The organism is Bacteroides ovatus (assembly GCF_001314995.1).
Classification (GTDB): domain Bacteria; phylum Bacteroidota; class Bacteroidia; order Bacteroidales; family Bacteroidaceae; genus Bacteroides; species Bacteroides ovatus.
In genome coordinates, this window is the sequence record NZ_CP012938.1 from 1,445,872 (window position 1) to 1,465,385 (window position 19,514).

At 40.8% G+C, this 19,514-nt stretch carries 14 protein-coding genes; 10 read left to right on the plus strand and 4 right to left on the minus strand.

Annotated features, from left to right (window positions below; translation table 11 throughout):
- Positions 1-103 precede the first annotated feature (103 nt).
- Both Bovatus_RS05920 and Bovatus_RS05925 read right to left on the minus strand, forming a co-directional pair.
- Positions 104-2,443 carry an LruC domain-containing protein gene (locus tag Bovatus_RS05920; RefSeq protein ID WP_004300097.1) on the minus strand — a complete coding sequence of 780 codons (2,340 nt, stop codon included), beginning with the start codon at positions 2,441-2,443 and terminating at the stop codon, positions 104-106.
- A 360-nt stretch (positions 2,444-2,803) separates the two neighbouring features.
- Positions 2,804-4,663, minus strand: coding sequence for an SLC13 family permease (locus Bovatus_RS05925; protein WP_004300098.1), 1,860 nt, complete (start codon positions 4,661-4,663; stop codon positions 2,804-2,806).
- A gap of 337 nt (positions 4,664-5,000) precedes the next feature.
- Here Bovatus_RS05925 and Bovatus_RS05930 point away from each other — a divergent pair, with 337 nt between their 5' ends.
- The gene (locus Bovatus_RS05930; protein WP_052587998.1) at positions 5,001-6,626 is read left to right on the plus strand and encodes a sensor histidine kinase; all 1,626 of its coding nucleotides are present in this window, start codon (positions 5,001-5,003) and stop codon (positions 6,624-6,626) included.
- Positions 6,627-6,702: 76 nt separating this feature from the next.
- Here the strand turns inward: Bovatus_RS05930 and Bovatus_RS05935 are convergent, their stop codons facing one another.
- Positions 6,703-7,848, minus strand: coding sequence for an iron-containing alcohol dehydrogenase (locus Bovatus_RS05935; RefSeq protein ID WP_004300100.1), 1,146 nt, complete (start codon positions 7,846-7,848; stop codon positions 6,703-6,705).
- A 79-nt stretch (positions 7,849-7,927) separates the two neighbouring features.
- Complete coding sequence (locus Bovatus_RS25470) at positions 7,928-8,068, minus strand: hypothetical protein (protein WP_004300101.1); 141 nt, start codon at positions 8,066-8,068, stop codon at positions 7,928-7,930.
- 360 nt (positions 8,069-8,428) lie between these two features.
- Between Bovatus_RS25470 and trpB the strand changes: the two genes are divergently transcribed.
- The 9 genes from trpB (at position 8,429) to Bovatus_RS05980 (ending at position 19,374) form a co-directional block, all read left to right on the plus strand.
- Positions 8,429-9,616: a tryptophan synthase subunit beta gene (gene trpB, locus Bovatus_RS05940; protein ID WP_004300103.1), complete on the plus strand. Its 1,188-nt coding sequence runs from the start codon at positions 8,429-8,431 to the stop codon at positions 9,614-9,616.
- Positions 9,617-9,664: 48 nt separating this feature from the next.
- Positions 9,665-11,071, plus strand: a complete 1,407-nt coding sequence (locus tag Bovatus_RS05945; RefSeq protein WP_004300104.1) for an anthranilate synthase component I family protein — start codon at positions 9,665-9,667, stop codon at positions 11,069-11,071.
- Between the two features lie 45 nt (positions 11,072-11,116).
- A complete protein-coding gene (locus tag Bovatus_RS05950; protein WP_008651733.1) occupies positions 11,117-11,683 on the plus strand; it encodes an anthranilate synthase component II in 567 nt (188 codons plus the stop codon).
- Positions 11,684-11,687: 4 nt separating this feature from the next.
- Positions 11,688-12,683, plus strand: coding sequence for an anthranilate phosphoribosyltransferase (gene trpD / locus Bovatus_RS05955; protein ID WP_004300106.1), 996 nt, complete (start codon positions 11,688-11,690; stop codon positions 12,681-12,683).
- 48 nt (positions 12,684-12,731) lie between these two features.
- Positions 12,732-13,514 (plus strand): indole-3-glycerol phosphate synthase TrpC, encoded by a 783-nt coding sequence (gene trpC / locus Bovatus_RS05960; protein ID WP_004300107.1) that lies wholly within the window; start codon positions 12,732-12,734, stop codon positions 13,512-13,514.
- A 26-nt stretch (positions 13,515-13,540) separates the two neighbouring features.
- Positions 13,541-14,164 (plus strand): phosphoribosylanthranilate isomerase, encoded by a 624-nt coding sequence (locus Bovatus_RS05965; RefSeq protein ID WP_004300108.1) that lies wholly within the window; start codon positions 13,541-13,543, stop codon positions 14,162-14,164.
- An 18-nt stretch (positions 14,165-14,182) separates the two neighbouring features.
- Positions 14,183-14,953 carry a tryptophan synthase subunit alpha gene (gene trpA / locus Bovatus_RS05970; RefSeq protein ID WP_004300109.1) on the plus strand — a complete coding sequence of 257 codons (771 nt, stop codon included), beginning with the start codon at positions 14,183-14,185 and terminating at the stop codon, positions 14,951-14,953.
- Between the two features lie 754 nt (positions 14,954-15,707).
- Positions 15,708-16,748 (plus strand): asparaginase, encoded by a 1,041-nt coding sequence (locus Bovatus_RS05975; RefSeq protein ID WP_004300111.1) that lies wholly within the window; start codon positions 15,708-15,710, stop codon positions 16,746-16,748.
- 241 nt (positions 16,749-16,989) lie between these two features.
- Complete coding sequence (locus Bovatus_RS05980) at positions 16,990-19,374, plus strand: LruC domain-containing protein (protein WP_004300113.1); 2,385 nt, start codon at positions 16,990-16,992, stop codon at positions 19,372-19,374.
- The last annotated feature ends 140 nt before the right edge of the window (positions 19,375-19,514 follow it).

Sequence of the window (19,514 nt, forward strand, 5' to 3'; positions counted from 1 at the left end):
ATGTAAAAAAGACGATTAATATCGGGAAAATCCTTCGTATTAATCGTCTTTCTATATTCAGTAGAATTTATTATAGCAACTGATCTTTTATAAAATCAATGACTTAATACTTCATTACCTTATTACTGCTTACAGTATTATACCAGTCAGTATTTGTACTCTGATCGTGCGCCCAGTCGGCGAATTTAGAATATGCATTCGTTATCACTGTTGTCTCTGTAGGATAAGCAAACTTTTCAGGTACACAAAGAGCCCATGTATTATTAACGGCTTTGATTACCTCAAGCACTTCCTTATCAGCCAATTGACCATTCGCTGTAGCCGAATTAAATTGATTCAGATGAATTTCTGTTCTCTTTTGAGCTCCCCCCTGATATGCAATAAAGAAGTCTAAGCCATCTGTCACACTAGGGATGGATATTGCATTCTTGAGTTTTATGTTCACTTCAAGAGTATATATGTCTGTAAGAGGAGTACTAGCATTCCCCGTATTCAACATAGGACGTTGTAATCCAGTATATCCATATACATAATGTGCATCTCCAAATAAAGGAATCACAAGCTCATTACCGTTCGTTTCATAAGATGCATTTTCAAATATACCAGAATTTAATGAGTTGGTACGTTGGGTAGCACCTGCACCAAAACTTACCTCTTCCACATTACTTTTATCGATTCCTCGTATTCTTAATCCAGCACCTAATTGCTTCACAGCACCAACCGCACGCAGGTCGACTGTATATTTCAATTCTTTCACATCATTACCAGCAGCAGGCAAATTGACATTCAACACAATATCATTGAAATCATAGTCTCCCGCTTGCGGATAATTGTCTTCAAAGGCATAAGAATAAACTGCATTTCGAATCTCTACATCATCCGGATTTTCATCAGAATTGTATCCTTCTTTGATACATTCACCGTCAGCAGGAAGTATAAAATCAGCCTTACCCGGATTGCAATAGGTAGCGCCTTGCTGCAATCCTTTATTTACTAGCCATGCAAAAGGAGACCAGTCATAGTGCGCTTCACCTTTATATGTCTGATCTGTTATTTCACAAATGATATTATTTGTTACTTTAGAATTAGATTGAGCCAAACCACTAAGATTAGCAATCTCATTAATTCTCAATAAAGCAGTACCCACAGTTGGACCGGTAACAGTTCTATATAAGCTAGCCTTACCTGTACAAGTCAACATGGATTGCGCCTCCATTACAATGTCGTTGTCATTACCATTATAACCAAGCTCCTCGCAAATAGCTTCGGAAGTATTCCCCATAACAAGTGTGCCAAATTGGAATTTACCGGTTTTCAAATAACAACCATTTTTAATATTGGTATTATTGTTACCATTGATACTTTCAGCCTCCATAGTACCATGATTCACTAGTTCCATTCCATTTGTTGAAGCTTCATAGCGTTCCAACTGAAGTAATCCATAATTATAAAAGACTCCCACACCACCGTTGAAATCTAATACAGAGCAATTAATAGTGCCCGCATTATAGTTTTTAAATCCACTAGAACCATTTGTTATTTGGATAGTTCCCTTACCCGTGATACTTCCGCCCGGCATTACTGTTAAATAAGACTTATTTGTCAACACCAAGCTCGCATTTTTAGCTATCTCTACTTTCCCACCATTCTCAACTATAATTTCTGTAATATCGCTAAATTGATAACTACTTTCAATAATCCATGTACTTCCTTGAGGAACGATTACTTTCACAGCCTGGGCTCCACCACTGGTTCCAGTAGTAGTAAATCCTTTATTAAAAGTACCACTCTGAATTTTAAACCAACGTTCTTGTTCTTTGAATACAGGTAATTTAGCATATTCAAACCATCCGGAACCTGCACCCAAATCCCAATCAGCTTGGACATCAGTAGCTATTGCTTTTTTACTATTAATATCATCAGCTGTATAAGGAGCTGCCATAGCCGGTATACCTGTCGTCGTTACAGCTCGTGACATAGAGCGTGTAGGCACATCCTTTTCATGTCCAAGTTGTGCGGTTACTTCTCCATTTTCAATAGCTACGGGCTGCACCATATAATGTCCATGATTGTCTATACGTGCAACAAACACTTTATTGAGAGCTGTTGCACAGTCCATCACGACATTCAAAGTTGTACTTTGATTGGCAGTTCCTTCCGCTAAGATTTTTGCTGTACTTTCCGAGCTTAATGGGTCAGCATCGAATATCTGTATCTTATAATCTGTGCCCAAATCTCCATTAACCGACACATGTGCCGTCACTTTATGCGACATGGTCCAATCTCCATTAGGATCGATGTTCTTTACAGGAAAGGTTTCTTCGTAAGTTTGCTTCAGTTGATCTGCATTAAACAGAGTTTTCTCATTATCAACGCAACTAGTAAAGCTGATGGAGGACGCCAACAACGAAAAAGTGAAGACTTTTGCAATGTTCTGTTTCATAATCTTTGAATGCTTAAGTTTGCTTTATTTGCACAAAATACAAATCACCACTAATCAACAATCAGTAATGAACACACAAAGATAGTTGTATTTATAGATAAAAGACAGTTAAAGTTGTATTTTTCGACACATAGTTAACATCTTTTAGAAGATGGAAATCTAATTATTTCTATTGAAAGATAGGTGGCTACATCATTGAATATAAAAAACTTAGAAGTATAAACATTGCAGTATGCAGCAAAAAACAAAGAGTTGCATATTCTATGCAACTCTCAATTAAACGACAAAGATTCAGTACTACAGAGCACTACAAAATCCCGAGTTCTTTCATTTCCCTATTGAAAGGATAAAAACTAAAAATTAAAAGGGGAAAATCAAAGGCAAAACAAAAATCATCACAATCCCCATAATAATCTGCAATGGCAATCCTACTTTTACATAATCCATAAAAGTATATTGACCGGCAGGCATCACCAGGGCGTTAGGCGGTGTAGAGAATGGAGAAGCGAAACACATACTTGCACCTACCGTCACAGCAAACAAGAAGGGAACCGGACTTACTCCGATCTGTATGGCACTTTGCAGAGCAATCGGTGCGAGTAAGACAGCCGTAGCTGTATTGCTGATAAACATCGTCATCAACGAAGTCGTAAAGTAAATACCTGCCATCAACGCAACAGGTCCGTATGATCCCAAGCCGTTAACCAGCGTATTGGAAATGTATTCCGAAGCTCCCGTTTTCTCCAATGCCAGAGACATAGGAAGCATAGCTGCAATCAATACAATACTCTCCCAGTTGATCGTTTTATAAGCTGCTTCTACATTACGAAAACATCCGGTTAATACCATCAATATACCCGCTATCATAACAGCCGTAACCGGAGCAACCGGAATAAAATCGAATACCATCATTACTACCATTAATACCATAATAGCAGCCGCTACCGGAGCTTTATAATCTAATGTAACTTTAGCCGCTTCCGCCAAAGGTTGTCCCAAAACAACCCAATCAGAATCTTCCTTGCTAAGACGAGCTATATTATTCCACGTTCCCTGGACCAGAAGCACATCACCACTATGAATCCGCTCATTTCCCAAATCCTGCAACAAGTATTCCTTTTTACGACGGATCCCTAATACGTTCACATTAAACTTATCACGAAAACCGGCTTCCTTAATTGTTTGGTTTATCAAATTAGAAGCTGGCATCAACACTATTTCAGCAATACCGATGTCATAAAAATCCAGAGAGTTAGTTGCGCTTTGAGTTTCTTCCGTTGCATGGTCACCTAAAATCTCTAGCAGGAAATCTTCTGCAAAAAGCTGTACCTTATCAAATTCTCCTGTCACATACAAAATATCCTCGGCTTGCAACATCGTGTCCGGTGCAGCAAACTTCTGGGTAATCGTTTTCAGAAAACGATGTTGCGATGCATCACCACGACGTACTTCCATGATATTCAAACCATATTTGCGACGAATATCCAAGTCAATAATCGTCTTGCCCAAAAGCCGGGAATCTTTTATTACCTGCAAACGAAACAGATTGCTGGAAAGCCCATATTCATTTACCAACTGTTTCAGTGACTTACCCGAACGTTTATTATCATCTTTCTGGCCTTTTTTAGAAAGAAACCATTTGCTAAGTGGCATCAATACCAGCGTACCGACAATCACACAGACAATGCCGACAGGCAGGAAAGAGAAGAAGGAAAGCGGTTCAAGTCCGGCAGAAGTCAACGTATTTTGTATCACAAGGTTCGGCGGAGTACCAATTAAAGTCATCATACCTCCCATACTACTTGCAAAAGCCAACGGCATCAACAGCCTGCTCGGATTCATACCGGCACTCATTGCCAGACTGACAACAATAGGAAGCATCAGTGCCACCGTACCTGTGTTACTGACAAACGCACCAATGGCCGAAGTCACCAACATCACCAACAGAAACAACCGGATCTCACTGGTTCCCGCAAGTTTAAGAATACGGGAACTAATCATCTTTGCCAATCCCGTTTGAAAGATAGCCCCTCCCACTACAAACAATCCGATCATCATAATGACCACCGAATTGGAAAAACCGGAAAGTGCTTCATCAGGAGTTAATATCTGAAAAATAAGTAAGGCTATCAGTGCACACAGTGCCACAATATCCGAACGAACCTTGCCGTTCACGAAAAAGACAGCCGAAAGAACGAGAATAATAATGGTTATTAGCATACGTAATTAAATGATTGTTTTATTTTGACTCTATCAAAACTTATTTAGGTGAACAAAAATAGAAAATACTCCAGCGTTATTAAAACAAATTAGAAATGATTTTAGTTCATGAGACATCATTTAATATTTTAATACATTTTCTCTCTGAAAAAAGACTCGAAATCAAGCAAAATATGATACTATACAAGAACTAAAGGATACCATATATCCATAATTTCTTCATCACATATAATTACAGCCTCACAATATAATATTGAAAGGCAATATATTTATGTATTATTTTTTGAAAGTTAAAGAACAATTCATATCTTTACACCTCATTTATATCAAACATTTTATGGCAAACAATATTTTGTTAAATTATTGGATTAACGAAGCTCATTGGGGTTATAATTATTTACTGGTAATTATTCTGCTCCTTATCATCAGCATCTTACTATATAGAATCCGTAAATTGCAAAAAACGATTAAAAAGACCAATCATTCCTACCGTTTCTCCTTTGATATTCTCGATAACCTTCCTTTTCCTATCTTTGTAAAAGATATTACAAATGATTTCCGATACTATTACTGGAATAAAGAATCAGCCGCTCAATCCGGCATTAGCAGTGAAGAAGCCATCGGACATACTGATTATGAGATTTACGGAGAAGAAAGAGGTGAAAAATACCGGCATATCGACAAAGAACTCATACAAGAAGGTAAAGTATATCGCAAGGAAGAAAAATACACCACTCCCGATGGAATCACCCATGATACTATTGCTGTTAAATCTATTATTTCATGGGAAGGAGAAAAGAAATGGCTGTTGGCAACCCGGTGGGATATCACACAACTCAAGAATTATGAAAGAGAATTAGTTGCCGCCAAGGAAGAACTGGAAAAAGCATTGAAGAAGCAAAAACTAGCTCTAAAAAGTATCGACTTCGGCCTTATCTATATTGATAAAAATTACCGCGTACAATGGGAGGAAACAAGACAAATAGCCAGCCTGGTAAAAGGCAGACGATACATACCGGGAAAAATTTGCTATCAGACCAGTGCACTTCGTAATGAACCGTGTGGACAATGTGCTTTCAAGAAAGCTATCGAACAGGGCAAAATTATCCGGCATACCATCAGAGTAGACGATGTCGATTTTGAAGTGACCGCAACACCTGTATTCGGCGATGAAAAGGAAACTGAAATTATTGGAGGATTACTTCGTTTTGAAAACATCACTGAAAAATTAAAGATGGACAAAATGCTGCAGGAAGCAAAGGAAAAAGCCGAAGAATCCAATCGGCTCAAATCTGCCTTCCTCGCTAATATGAGCCATGAAATACGAACCCCGCTAAATGCGATCGTAGGATTCTCCGAAATGATTTGCCAAACGGAGGAAGAGGAAGAGAGAAAAGAATTTGTAAAAATCATCTCCAGCAACAATATCTTATTATTGCAACTGATAGACGACATCCTCGATCTTTCTAAAATTGAAGCCGGTACTATGGAATTCACATTTGCACAGACTGATATCAATGAATTGATGGAAGGTATTTGCAGACAAATGCAAGAAAAGAATTCTTCCCCAGACGTTCAAATCTTATTCACAGAGAAAGCAGATCAATGCATGATGTATACCGACCGCATACGTCTATCACAGGTTATCATCAACTTTACAAATAATGCTTTGAAATTCACCCCTAAAGGTTCTATCGAAATGGGATACCGGATTGAAGAAGCCAAAGATGAAATATACTTTTATGTAAAAGATACAGGTATCGGAATTCCTGCTGACAAGATAGATAAAGTGTTTGAACGCTTCGTCAAACTGAACTCCTTTATTAAAGGGACAGGACTCGGACTAGCCATCTGCCGTGTCATAGTAGAAAGACTGGGCGGGGTTATCGGAGTGGAATCTAAAGAAGGAGAAGGCTCTCGCTTCTGGTTCAGAATTCCAAGGTCAGAGAAAATCGAGAAATAATAAAAAGAAAAGAGGATATGGTGAAAAGTATGTTCCAATATCCTCTTTATCCTATATTCTTAATGTAAGAGTATGCTTAAAGTGCAGTCTCTAATATCCTGCGGGCAACAGCACCCGTTACATTTCCATTCTCTCCATATTTAGCACCACGTTCATTGAATCGGCGTTCGATTTCCAGAATAGTATCCTGTCCGATGTTCTCTTCATGCAAACGTGTAGTCAGCCCAAGTGAACGGAAGAACTCTTCGGTATGACAAATCGCTTCATCAATCCGTTCTTCTCGCGTACCGGAAGTAATTCCCCAGACTCTTTCACCATACTGCAAAAGTTTATCTCCTTTTTCTTCATGAAGCACCTGTAAAGTGGCAGGAAGAACAATGGCTAACGTATGACCATGTGTCAATCCGTGCAAAGCAGTAATTTCATGGCCAATCATGTGAGTTGCCCAGTCTTGCGACACTCCCATAGCAATAAATCCATTCAATGCCATTGTAGCCGAAAGCATAAAATCAGCCATCAGTTGATAATCATGCTGGTTTTCACGGATTTTCGGAGCTATTTCTACCAAAGTTTGTAAAATGCCCTCCGCCCAACGATCCATAATGCGGCTCTGTCCGGGAGTAGTCATATATTGCTCCATCACATGAACAAAGGTATCAGCCAAACCACAGGCCACCTGATGAGGAGGCAAGGTAAAGGTTACTTCCGGGTCAAGAATAGAGAAGATTGGATAGTTGGCATAAAAAGGATATTTCTCTTTTGTTTCACGACGGGAAATAACTGCCCCGTTATTCATCTCCGAACCGGTAGCGGGCAAAGTCAATACAGTGGCAAGAGGTACAGTATGAGTGACTGGACGTCCGGCAAGTACTAAATCCCAGGCATCACCATCATACAGGATTCCTGCGGAAATCAATTTCGTACCGTCAATAACGGAACCGCCACCAACAGCCAGCAGATAATCTACTTTCTCTTCTTTTCCCAAAGCAATAGCTTTACGGAGAGTTTCAATGGCAGGATTGGGTTCGATTCCCCAGAATTCTACTGTAAAATGATTCTTCAATGCTTCCTTTACCTGATCGTACACTCCGTTTTTCTTCACGCTTCCACCGCCAAAAGTAATCATAATACGCTTGTCGGACGGTATTTCTTTAGCCAGCCGGGCAATCATCCCTTTTCCCATTATCAGTTTCACGGGATTTTGAAAAATAAAATTTTCCATATCTTAGTCTATTGTTATTATTTTGGTTATTAGTCACTATCCTTGCAAAGATACATGATTTATCCGAACCCTGTCAGAATCAAGCAAAGAATTGTTGTGCCACGGAAGGAACCATAGCCGACAACCAAGGTTTCATATCCTCTGCTACCAATAACCAATACAATAATAATATAATGAAAATGGCAATAGCAATACCTACTAAAACTTTTCTCTGTTTCATAATTGTTTTTGTTTAAATATTCAATATTTATAAGAACAGTTCAGGTTGAAAATTGTTCTATATCAGAAAAATGAAGGCAAAAGAGAAAAAAAGTCATTTTTTGTTTGCTGTTTCAAACAAAGTGTCTATATTTGCCCCCATAAAATTACAAAAGACAATGAGAACAATGTTAGTAAATACATATTGGTGGTGGCACCCGTTACAACTCCGACAGTCGTAAGGGAGCAGTGCTCGTATGTATATACCTCATTAAAGATATAACAGATTTGAAAGAGCCCTGTCGCAACTTGCGGCAGGGCTCTTTTTATTTGCCCATTTTCGAACAGATTTAGATAATAACATAAAAAAATAGATAGGATTATGAAAAGTTTTTTAGTTGACCAGGATGGCTATTACGGAGAATTCGGTGGTGCTTATGTACCGGAAATCCTCCACAAATGTGTTGAGGAACTGACAAACAAGTACCTCGAAGTGATTGAAAGCGAAGAGTTTAAAAAGGAATTTGAGCAGTTATTACGCGACTACGTAGGACGCCCTTCCCCACTCTATCTGGCAAAACGCCTTTCCGAAAAGTATGGTTGCAAGTTGTATCTGAAACGAGAAGACCTGAATCATACCGGTGCGCACAAAATCAACAACACCATCGGACAAATCTTGCTGGCACGCCGCATGGGAAAGAAGCGCATCATCGCCGAAACCGGAGCCGGACAACATGGAGTAGCAACAGCTACCGTATGTGCATTGATGGATATGGAATGTATCGTTTATATGGGAAAAACGGATGTAGAACGCCAACACATCAATGTGGAGAAAATGAAAATGCTGGGAGCTACCGTTATTCCCGTTACTTCCGGAAACATGACCTTGAAAGACGCAACCAACGAAGCGATCCGCGACTGGTGCTGCCATCCTGCCGACACTTATTATATTATCGGCTCTACCGTAGGCCCTCATCCTTATCCTGATATGGTGGCACGCCTGCAATCTGTTATCAGCGAAGAAATAAAAAAACAACTGCAAGAAAAAGAAGGGCGTGACTATCCGGATTATCTGATAGCCTGCGTTGGAGGAGGAAGTAATGCTGCCGGAACGATTTATCATTATATCAACGATGAACGGGTAGGCATCATTCTGGCAGAAGCCGGAGGTAAAGGAATAGAAACCGGAATGACCGCCGCTACCATCCAACTCGGTAAAATGGGAATTATCCACGGAGCGCGTACTTACGTCATCCAAAACGAAGACGGACAGATTGAAGAGCCTTACTCGATTTCCGCCGGACTGGATTATCCGGGCATTGGTCCGATACACGCCAATCTTGCCGCACAAAGACGTGCCAACGTTTTGGCAATCAATGACGACGAAGCAATAGAAGCCGCTTACGAACTAACTAAACTCGAAGGTATTATCCCTGCACTGGAATCCGCCCATGCATTAGGAGCTTTGAAAAAATTGAAGTTCAAACCGGAAGATATCGTTGTATTGACTGTTTCAGGACGAGGAGACAAAGATATTGAAACCTATTTATCGTTTAATGAACAGCAATAAGTAATTAGTAAACCATCATTCGTAATCAATAATCAAGCAATTATAGAAATGAAAACATTTAATTATACAACTCATAGCAAACAAGTGCTCGGAGATATGCATACTCCCGTCAGCATTTACCTGAAAGTGCGCGACATGTATCCGCAATCTGCATTAATGGAAAGTTCCGACTATCATGCCGGAGAAAATTCCTTGTCATTTATAGCCCTCTGTCCCCTGGCAAGTATCGGTATAAACGGCGGTATTGTCACTGCCAACTATCCCGATAACAGCCGCACGGAAGAACCCCTGACAAAAACCTTCCATGTAGAAAAGGCCATGAACCGGTTTATCAATCAATTCCAGGTGACCGGGGATAATAAGAATGTATGTGGACTTTACGGATACACGACGTTCAACGCTGTGAAATACTTCGAGCACATCCCGGTGAAAGAAAGTCACGATGAGCAAAATGACGCTCCGGATTTGCTATACATATTATATAAGTATGTCATTGTTTTCAATCATTTCAAAAACGAATTGACACTCGTTGAAATGTTGTCCGAAGGAGAAGAAAGCGGATTGCCGGAATTGGAAGCAGCCATCGAAAACCGGAATTATGCTTCTTACAACTTCTCTGTAACAGGTCCCGTTACCAGCCCTATCACCGACGAGGAGCATAAAGCCAATGTCCGCAAAGGAATCGCACACTGTATGCGTGGAGATGTTTTCCAAATCGTACTTTCCAGAAGATTTATCCAACCTTATGCCGGAGATGATTTCAAAGTTTACCGCGCACTCCGCAGCATCAATCCTTCTCCTTATCTTTTCTACTTCGATTTCGGAGGATACCGCATCTTTGGTTCTTCACCGGAAACACATTGCAAAATCGAAGATGGTCGTGCTTACATCGATCCGATTGCCGGAACTACCCGCCGTACCGGAGATGTAGTAAAAGACCGGGAACTGACAGAAGCTTTATTGGCTGACCCTAAAGAAAATGCAGAGCATGTCATGCTGGTTGATCTTGCCAGAAACGACCTTTCCCGTAATTGTCATGATGTACGCGTATTATTCTATAAGGAACCACAATATTATAGTCATGTCATTCACCTGGTAAGCCGTGTCAGCGGTGTGTTGAATGAGGGTGCAGACAAAATAAAAACGTTTATTGATACGTTTCCTGCCGGCACATTAAGCGGTGCTCCCAAAGTACGCGCTATGCAGTTAATCAGCGAAATCGAACCACATAATCGTGGAGCCTATGGTGGCTGTATCGGTTTTATCGGATTGAACGGCGAATTAAATCAGGCTATCACTATCCGTACTTTTGTAAGCCGAAACAATGAACTCTGGTTCCAAGCCGGAGGAGGTATTGTAGCCCGCAGTCAGGATGAATATGAACTGCAAGAGGTGAACAACAAACTGGGAGCACTGAAAAAGGCGATTGATTTAGCTGTCAAATTAAAAAATTGAAAGCAGAGATAGTATTTGAACAACCATTTTACAATGACAATAAAAATGAAAATATTACTTTTAGATAACTACGACTCTTTCACTTATAACCTACTGCACGCAGTGAAAGAATTAGGGGCTACAGATGTAGAAGTAGTCCGCAACGACCAGATAGAGCTTGATGAAGTAGACCGATTTGATAAAATCATCCTGTCTCCCGGACCGGGCATACCCGAAGAGGCCGGACTACTATTACCTATTATTAAAAGATATGCCCCGACCAAAAGTATTCTGGGTGTCTGCCTCGGTCATCAAGCCATCGGCGAAGCTTTCGGAGCACGCTTGGAAAATCTCAAAGAAGTATATCACGGGGTACAGACTCCGATTACCATCCTTCACCAGGATTTGCTTTTTGAAGGGTTGGGAAAAGAAATCCCTGTTGGAAGATACCATTCCTGGGTAGTCAGCCGGGAAGGTTTTCCCGATTGTCTGGAAATAACGGCAGAAAGTCAGGAAGGACAAATCATGGCAATCCGCCATAAGACCTACAATGTACATGGTATTCAGTTCCATCCCGAATCAGTATTAACTCCGCAAGGAAAAGAAATTATTAAAAACTTCTTAAACGATTAAACTTATGAAACAGATTCTATACAAACTTTTCGAACATCAATATCTGGGACGCGATGAGGCTCGCACCATTTTACAGAACATCGCACAAGGAAAATATAATGATGTACAGGTAGCCTCTTTAATCACCGTCTTTCTGATGCGTAATATCTCTGTGGAAGAATTATGCGGTTTCCGCGATGCATTGCTTGAAATGCGTATTCCGGTTGATTTAAGTGAATTTGCTCCGATAGATATCGTAGGAACCGGAGGTGATGGAAAAAATACATTTAATATTTCTACAGCTTCCTGTTTTACTGTTGCCGGAGCCGGTTTCCCGGTTGTGAAACATGGTAATTACGGAGCAACATCAGTCAGCGGTGCCAGTAATGTGATGGAGCAACACGGTGTAAAGTTCACCAGTGACGTCGATCAACTGCGCCGTAGCATGGAGAAATGTAATCTTGCCTATCTGCATGCTCCTTTATTCAATCCGGCATTAAAGGCAGTTGCTCCGGTTCGTAAAGGATTGGCAGTGCGCACTTTCTTTAATATGCTCGGTCCGTTGGTTAATCCGGTATTACCGGCCTATCAGCTTTTAGGAGTTTACAACCTCCCGTTACTTCGCCTCTATACCTATACTTATCAGGAAAGCAAGACGAAATTTGCCGTTGTTCATAGTCTCGACGGATATGACGAAATCTCTCTGACAAATGAGTTTAAAGTGGCGACCAGCGATCATGAAAAGATTTACGCTCCCGAGAGTCTCGGATTCTCCCGCTATAAGGAAACTGATCTGGATGGTGGACAAACACCGGAAGATGCAGCTAAGATTTTCGACCAGATCATGAATAACACGGCTACGGAAGCTCAAAAAAATGTAGTGGTAGTCAATTCAGCTTTCGCCATCCATGTGATTTGTCCGGAGAAGACTATTGAAGAATGTATTGCTCTCGCCAAAGAGTCATTGGAAAGTGGACGCGCATTAGCTACCCTAAAAAAATTCATTGAATTGAACAGTTAATGTTTTATTTTTGCAAATCCATCATTTACAATTAATAATTCCACATCAATGAAAGATATATTATCAGAGATTATAGCAAACAAACGATTTGAAGTTGACCTGCAAAAGCAGGCTATCTCCATCGAGCAATTACAGGAAGGTATCAGCGAAGTTCCGACCTCTCGTTCTATGAAGCAGGCATTAGCCTCGTCTGCATCGGGTATTATCGCTGAATTCAAGCGTCGGTCTCCATCCAAAGGATGGATAAAGGAAGAAGCATGCCCGGAAGAGATTGTTCCCTCCTATGCAACAGCAGGAGCCTCTGCCCTTTCCATCCTCACCGACGAGAAGTTTTTCGGAGGAAGCCTGAAGGACATCCGCACTGCACGCCCTTTGGTAGAGATCCCCATTCTTAGGAAGGACTTCATCATTGACGAATACCAGCTTTATCAAGCCAAAATTGTCGGTGCCGATGCCGTACTTCTTATCGCAGCCGCATTAGAACCGGAGAAATGTAATGAACTTGCAGAAAAAGCTCATGAACTAGGTCTGGAAGTTCTTCTGGAGATTCATAGCTCCGAAGAATTAATATACATCGACAAGAAAATAGATATGGTAGGAATCAACAATCGTAATCTGGGTACTTTCTTCACTGATGTAGAAAACTCTTTCCGCTTGGCCGGACAGCTTCCCCAAGATGCTGTATTGGTATCCGAGAGCGGCATCTCCGATCCGGAAATAGTAAAACGACTTCGGGCAGCCGGATTCCGTGGATTCCTGATCGGTGAAACATTTATGAAAACACAGCAACCGGGAGAAACTTTACAGAATTTCCTGCAAGCAATCCAATAAACTAATTATTCAAAACGGACAGCCCTATGATTAACGGAAAAATTATCAAAGTATGCGGTATGCGTGAAGCTGAAAACATACAGGACGTAGAGTCTATCGAAGGCATAGATATGCTGGGATTCATCTTCTATCCTAAATCTCCCCGATATGTCTACGAGCTTCCGGCTTACTTGCCCATTCATGCCCGGCGTGTCGGAGTTTTCGTCAACGAAGACAAGCAGACAATCAGCATGTATGCTGATCGTTTCGGACTGAATTATGTACAGCTCCACGGAAATGAATCACCGGAATACTGCCGGTCCTTACATTCCACTGGATTGAAAATCATCAAGGCCTTTTCAGTAGACCGTCCCAAAGATTTGAGAAAGGTATATGACTACGAAAAAGTCTGTGATCTTTTTCTGTTCGATACCAAATGCGAACAGTATGGTGGTTCGGGAAATCAATTCGACTGGAGCATCCTGGATATGTACAATGGACATGTACCCTTCCTATTGAGCGGAGGCATTAACTCATACAGTGCCAATGCCCTGAAAGAGTTCAAGCATCCCCGGCTTGCCGGATACGATCTCAACAGCCGTTTTGAATTGAAACCGGGAGAAAAGGATCCGGAGCGTATCCGGACATTTTTAAACGAATTAAAATCATAATCTAAAAATTCCAACGTCATGAATAGAATTAATCAACTTTTCAATAGCAACAAGAAAGACATACTTTCTATTTATTTTTGTGCCGGTACTCCTACTTTGGATGGTACCGCTGATGTAATCCGCACGCTCGAAAAGCACGGAGTGAGTATGATTGAAGTCGGCATTCCTTTCAGTGATCCGATGGCAGATGGCATTGTTATTCAGAATGCCGCTACGCAGGCATTACGCAACGGTATGTCTCTAAAACTTCTTTTTGAACAATTACGGGATATTCGCAAGGACGTAAAAATCCCACTTGTGCTTATGGGATATTTAAACCCAATCATGCAGTTCGGATTTGAGAATTTCTGCCGTAAATGTGTGGAATGTGGTATCGACGGCGTCATTATCCCTGATCTCCCTTTCCGTGATTACCAAGAACATTATCGTATCATTGCCGAACGCTATAACATCAGAGTGATTATGCTCATCACACCGGAAACCAGCGAAGAACGGGTACGCGAGATAGATACACATACCGACGGATTTATTTATATGGTTTCATCAGCAGCAACCACCGGAGCGCAACAAGATTTCAACGAACAAAAACGGGCTTACTTCAAAAAGATTGAAGATATGCATCTGAACAATCCGTTGATGGTGGGATTTGGTATCTCCAATAAAGCAACATTCCAAGCAGCTTGCGAACACGCTTCCGGAGCTATCATCGGCAGTAAGTTCGTCACTCTGCTCGAAGAAGAAAAAGACCCGGAAAAGGCGATTACCAGACTGAAAGAAGCCCTGAAGTAAGAGCCTCGGATGAAAATCTCCGCAGGCCGCAGGGCTATTTCCGCAAACCATGGGGCTATTTCTGCAAGCCGTGGGGAGGGCGTACTTCACCCGTGGGACGAGCAGAGACGAGCCGTGAGCTGAACAAAAACAAGACGTGGACTGAACAGGATCGAGGCGTGGGCTGACAATCTCGTTGCCCCTGTCATTCACCGAATCCGAAGTCCGAACAACAACAGCAGCAGTCTTCCTTTCCTCGCCAATATTGCTGCTGTTGTTTACAACAGTAGTAATATTTCTCTTCTCTTCTACTCTACTCTCTTGGGTTTCATTCGGTTTTCGCCCTTTATCCATCGGCGTTTCAGAGGTTTTTTCCACTGCACTTTTTTCCACTGGTTTTTGCATACTATTAACCACTGATTTGCTGTAGTTATTCTTTGCACACAGATACAGCAACAACACATAAATCCCTACAAGTTGCACTCCCCCTATCTGATACATCATGACGCTCAAATTGTCGTCTGCCCAAAAACAGATTTCTAACGGAAAATACCGGTCATTTTTCATTTTCTCTTTCGTTTTTTATTTAAAGCCGGACACTTCGTCCAACCTGCCCCAAAGATGAGGACATTTTTTCATACTACATATCGCAAAAATGCAACATAGATATTTTTTATAGCCTTGTCCTTCCAACTTTATATAATTCCTCGTTTACCACTCATTATTCGCATTTAATCCGTATCTTTGCCAATGTTTTAACAGTAATTCAACAATTATGAGAGCAGAAACTCCTTCCGTTTTGTTAATTTACACGGGTGGGACTATCGGAATGATAGAGAATCCGGAAACAGGTGCCTTAGAAAATTTCAACTTCGATCATTTGCTTAAGCACGTCCCTGAACTGAAAAGATTCAACTACCGCATTTCCTCCTACCAATTCGATCCCCCTCTCGACTCTTCGGACATGGAACCTGCTTACTGGGCAAAACTGGTAAAGATCATCAATTACAATTATGATTATTTCGATGGTTTCGTCATCCTTCACGGAACAGACACAATGGCTTACACTGCCTCTGCACTAAGTTTCATGCTCGAAAATCTAAGCAAACCTGTCATCCTCACAGGTTCCCAGCTCCCGATCGGGACTTTGCGCACAGACGGAAAGGAAAACCTCATAACAGCCATCGAAATTGCAGCAGCTAAAAATCCGGATGGTACAGCCATTGTTCCGGAGGTTTGTATTTTCTTTGAGAATCATTTGATGCGTGGTAACCGTACCACCAAAATCAATGCGGAGAATTTCAATGCTTTCCGCTCTTTCAATTATCCGCCATTGGCACGGGTAGGTATCCACATTAAATATGAGCCTAATCTCATTCGGAAACCAGACCCGACAAAACCGTTAAAGCCGCATTACCTGTTCGACACCAATGTGGTTATTCTAACGCTTTTTCCGGGCATTCAAGAGAGTATCGTGACTTCTCTGCTTCATGTTCCGGGATTGAAAGCGGTTGTCATGAAAACCTTCGGTTCGGGAAATGCTCCGCAAAAAGAATGGTTCATCCGCCAACTAAAGGAAGCTACCGATCGTGGAATTATCATTGTCAACATTACACAATGTGCCTCCGGAGCAGTAGAAATGGGACGTTACGAAACAGGAATGCATCTTCTGGAAGCAGGTGTAATCAGTGGATATGACAGTACCCCCGAATGTGCCATAACAAAGCTCATGTTTTTATTGGGACATGGATTACCCAACAAGGATATCCGATATAAAATGAACTCCTGCTTAATAGGAGAAATCACCAAGTCTTAAGTTAAATCCATCTATTGTAACCCCCTGATTTTCATTTTAAACAGTTGTATAAAAGTGAAAATCAGGGGATTTCTCTTCATCATCATCAAGGCCGAATCAAACCTAAAAGAGCCAAAGAAGAACCAAAACGGAAGTATAGTTGTTTTCACTCCATAAAATAACAGAAAAAACATTTCCAATAAAAGATATGCAGTTATTTTTGTGATGGATTTGGTTACAAACAATCAAGCAATAATACATTATGATGAAGAAAACAATTCAATTTGTACCCATCATTGCAATAGCGATGGCAGGTACTATGTCTAGTTGTGTTGACTCTGGAAAGGATCTCTATGATCCGTCTTACGAAACACCTAACCCGATGGGAGATGGCTTTGCTGCTCCCGATGATATCGATTGGAACATGATAACCACTAAAAATGTCTCGGTCGAAGTGAAAGATGAAGAAGGAGGGTTATTTGCTTATTTAGTTGAAATATATGCAGAAGATCCTTTGACTAATGAAAGCGCTTCCGTGCTCGCTGCAAGGACAGCTAATAAAGAAAACAACTTTAAATTTACAACCGCTGTCAGCCTGCTGCCAACTCAAAAGGGTATTTATGTGAAGCAAACCGACCCTAGAGGACGTGAACAGGTATATCAGTTCGATGTACCCGAAAACAGCGATAATATTACCTGTAAACTCTATTATGCAGAATCTGCAGCACAGAATAGAGCGTTAATGAGTCGTGGCGTTGCTACAAGGAGTCTTGCTTTTGAAAAACCTGATTACTCTTCCATACCAGCCGATGCTAAGGAAGTTACAGAAATGACCGGAACGACTTTACTGCGTAATGCTAATTACAAAATCACCTCTGACTATAACGGTACATTCAAATTTGACGGATATGACGGTGATATCGCAACCAGAGTTTATGTAGATGCCCAATGGACTATTCCTGCAACTTTCCAATTCCAAAACGGAATTGAAATCATTGTGATGAACAATGCAAAGATTAAAGCATCAGGAACCATGACGTTCATAAGAAACTCCATGCTGACTATCATGGAAACAGGAGAAGTAAATGCAGACGATGTATCATTCACCAATGGAGCACCTGCCGCATTTAGAAATTGGGGTACACTAACTGTTGCAAACAAAATGACGCTACACTCCGGCGCAACACTCTACAATGAAGGAACCATAACAAGCAAGGATATCTCAATCAATTCTAACACAAAAATTGTGAATGACAATAAGATTGAGTTGAAAGGCGAATTAAATCTGCCATCCAACTTCTCATTAGAAAATAATGGAGAGATTTATGGAGAGGCATTAATTGCAAATTCTGATGCTGTTGCTACTAATAACAACATCATGAGATTTACGACCATCAGTCTCACCAATACAACATTCAACAATGCTTGTAGCATGGAAGCCACTACTTCTTTCTATGCGAACGGAGCAACATTCAACTTTACCCAGGGATACCTAAAAGCTCCTAAGATGGAGTTTGTCAATGGAACAGTAAACTTAAGCAATGGTTCTATGCTGGACGCAACTGTAAGTATTTATATGAACACCGGTCATGCTAAGTTTTATGGAAAAGGCGAAAATACTTCCATGATAAAATCTCCGGTTATAACCGGACAAGGTTTCACGTATGATGGTAATTTAGTCATTGAATGCGATAATCATGTTGAAAAAAGCCCATATTGGAACAACTTCTACGTGCAGAATGGTGCATACTTTACTAAAATGGGAGAATCCAAAGTTACGATAGAAGTCTGCACGGGTAAAAAGAATAACGAAAATGAAGGAGGAGATCCTGAAGATCCTAAGTTCCCGATCATCATGGACGATAATCGCAATTATGCTTATCTGTTTGAAGACCAATGGCCTTTATATGGGGATTACGATATGAACGACCTTGTTCTGATTATCAAGGAAAGAAAGATCTCCATCAATAAGAGCAATAAGGCAGAAGAGTTCACGTTAAGTCTTGATTTATCGGCTGCCGGAGCTACCAAGAGTATTGGAGCTGCTATCATGCTGGACGGTGTTCCTGCCAGTGCCATTACGCAACCGGTGGAATTCAGTGACAACTCTCTTTTTAAAGGTTTCAATGTGAATAGTAATCTGATTGAGAACGGACAGGACTATGCGGTTATTCCATTATTTGACGATGCTCACAAAGCATTGGGAAGAGACCGTTACGAACAGATCAATACGATTGCAGGTCACTCTGCCAATACGAGTCCTAAAAATATCAGTTTCACTATAAAGTTCAGCAATCCTATCTCTGTGGATGAGCTTAATATCAATAAACTGAATGTTTTCATTTTCGTAGAAGGAAACAGAAACCAGCGTAAGGAGATTCATATTGTCGGTTATCAACCAACTAAGTTGGCAAATACAGACTTGTTCGGAGGAAACAACGACGATAGTTCTACTTCCCGCAAGAGATATTACATCAGCAAAGATAACCTGGCATGGGGAATCATGGTTCCGACAGACTTCAAATGGCCTTTGGAATATGTGAATATCAAATCAGCTTACTCGTTATTCGAAAGTTGGGTGACCAGTGGCGGTACTAAGAATGAAGAATGGTGGAAAACTTTTGATTCATCAAGAGTATATAAATAAGCCTAACAATTAATCTTTAACACGGATTCCTGTTTTTATGGAATCCGTGTTTTTTCATTAAGATGCTGTAAGTTGCAATTAATAGAAAAAAAAGATATATCACGAATTTTACTCTCCAGATTGGGGATTATTCTAAAATA

What these genes read in the sequence shown, in the direction of transcription:
- Bovatus_RS05920 (WP_004300097.1), bottom strand. Translation starts at nt 2,443, where the DNA reads ATGAAACAGAACATTGCAAAAGTCTTCACTTTTTCGTTGTTGGCGTCC.
- Bovatus_RS05925 (WP_004300098.1), bottom strand. Translation starts at nt 4,663, where the DNA reads ATGCTAATAACCATTATTATTCTCGTTCTTTCGGCTGTCTTTTTCGTG.
- Bovatus_RS05930 (WP_052587998.1), top strand. Translation starts at nt 5,001, where the DNA reads ATGGCAAACAATATTTTGTTAAATTATTGGATTAACGAAGCTCATTGG.
- Bovatus_RS05935 (WP_004300100.1), bottom strand. Translation starts at nt 7,848, where the DNA reads ATGGAAAATTTTATTTTTCAAAATCCCGTGAAACTGATAATGGGAAAA.
- Bovatus_RS25470 (WP_004300101.1), bottom strand. Translation starts at nt 8,068, where the DNA reads ATGAAACAGAGAAAAGTTTTAGTAGGTATTGCTATTGCCATTTTCATT.
- trpB (WP_004300103.1), top strand. Translation starts at nt 8,429, where the DNA reads ATGAAAAGTTTTTTAGTTGACCAGGATGGCTATTACGGAGAATTCGGT.
- Bovatus_RS05945 (WP_004300104.1), top strand. Translation starts at nt 9,665, where the DNA reads ATGAAAACATTTAATTATACAACTCATAGCAAACAAGTGCTCGGAGAT.
- Bovatus_RS05950 (WP_008651733.1), top strand. Translation starts at nt 11,117, where the DNA reads ATGAAAATATTACTTTTAGATAACTACGACTCTTTCACTTATAACCTA.
- trpD (WP_004300106.1), top strand. Translation starts at nt 11,688, where the DNA reads ATGAAACAGATTCTATACAAACTTTTCGAACATCAATATCTGGGACGC.
- trpC (WP_004300107.1), top strand. Translation starts at nt 12,732, where the DNA reads ATGAAAGATATATTATCAGAGATTATAGCAAACAAACGATTTGAAGTT.
- Bovatus_RS05965 (WP_004300108.1), top strand. Translation starts at nt 13,541, where the DNA reads ATGATTAACGGAAAAATTATCAAAGTATGCGGTATGCGTGAAGCTGAA.
- trpA (WP_004300109.1), top strand. Translation starts at nt 14,183, where the DNA reads ATGAATAGAATTAATCAACTTTTCAATAGCAACAAGAAAGACATACTT.
- Bovatus_RS05975 (WP_004300111.1), top strand. Translation starts at nt 15,708, where the DNA reads ATGAGAGCAGAAACTCCTTCCGTTTTGTTAATTTACACGGGTGGGACT.
- Bovatus_RS05980 (WP_004300113.1), top strand. Translation starts at nt 16,990, where the DNA reads ATGATGAAGAAAACAATTCAATTTGTACCCATCATTGCAATAGCGATG.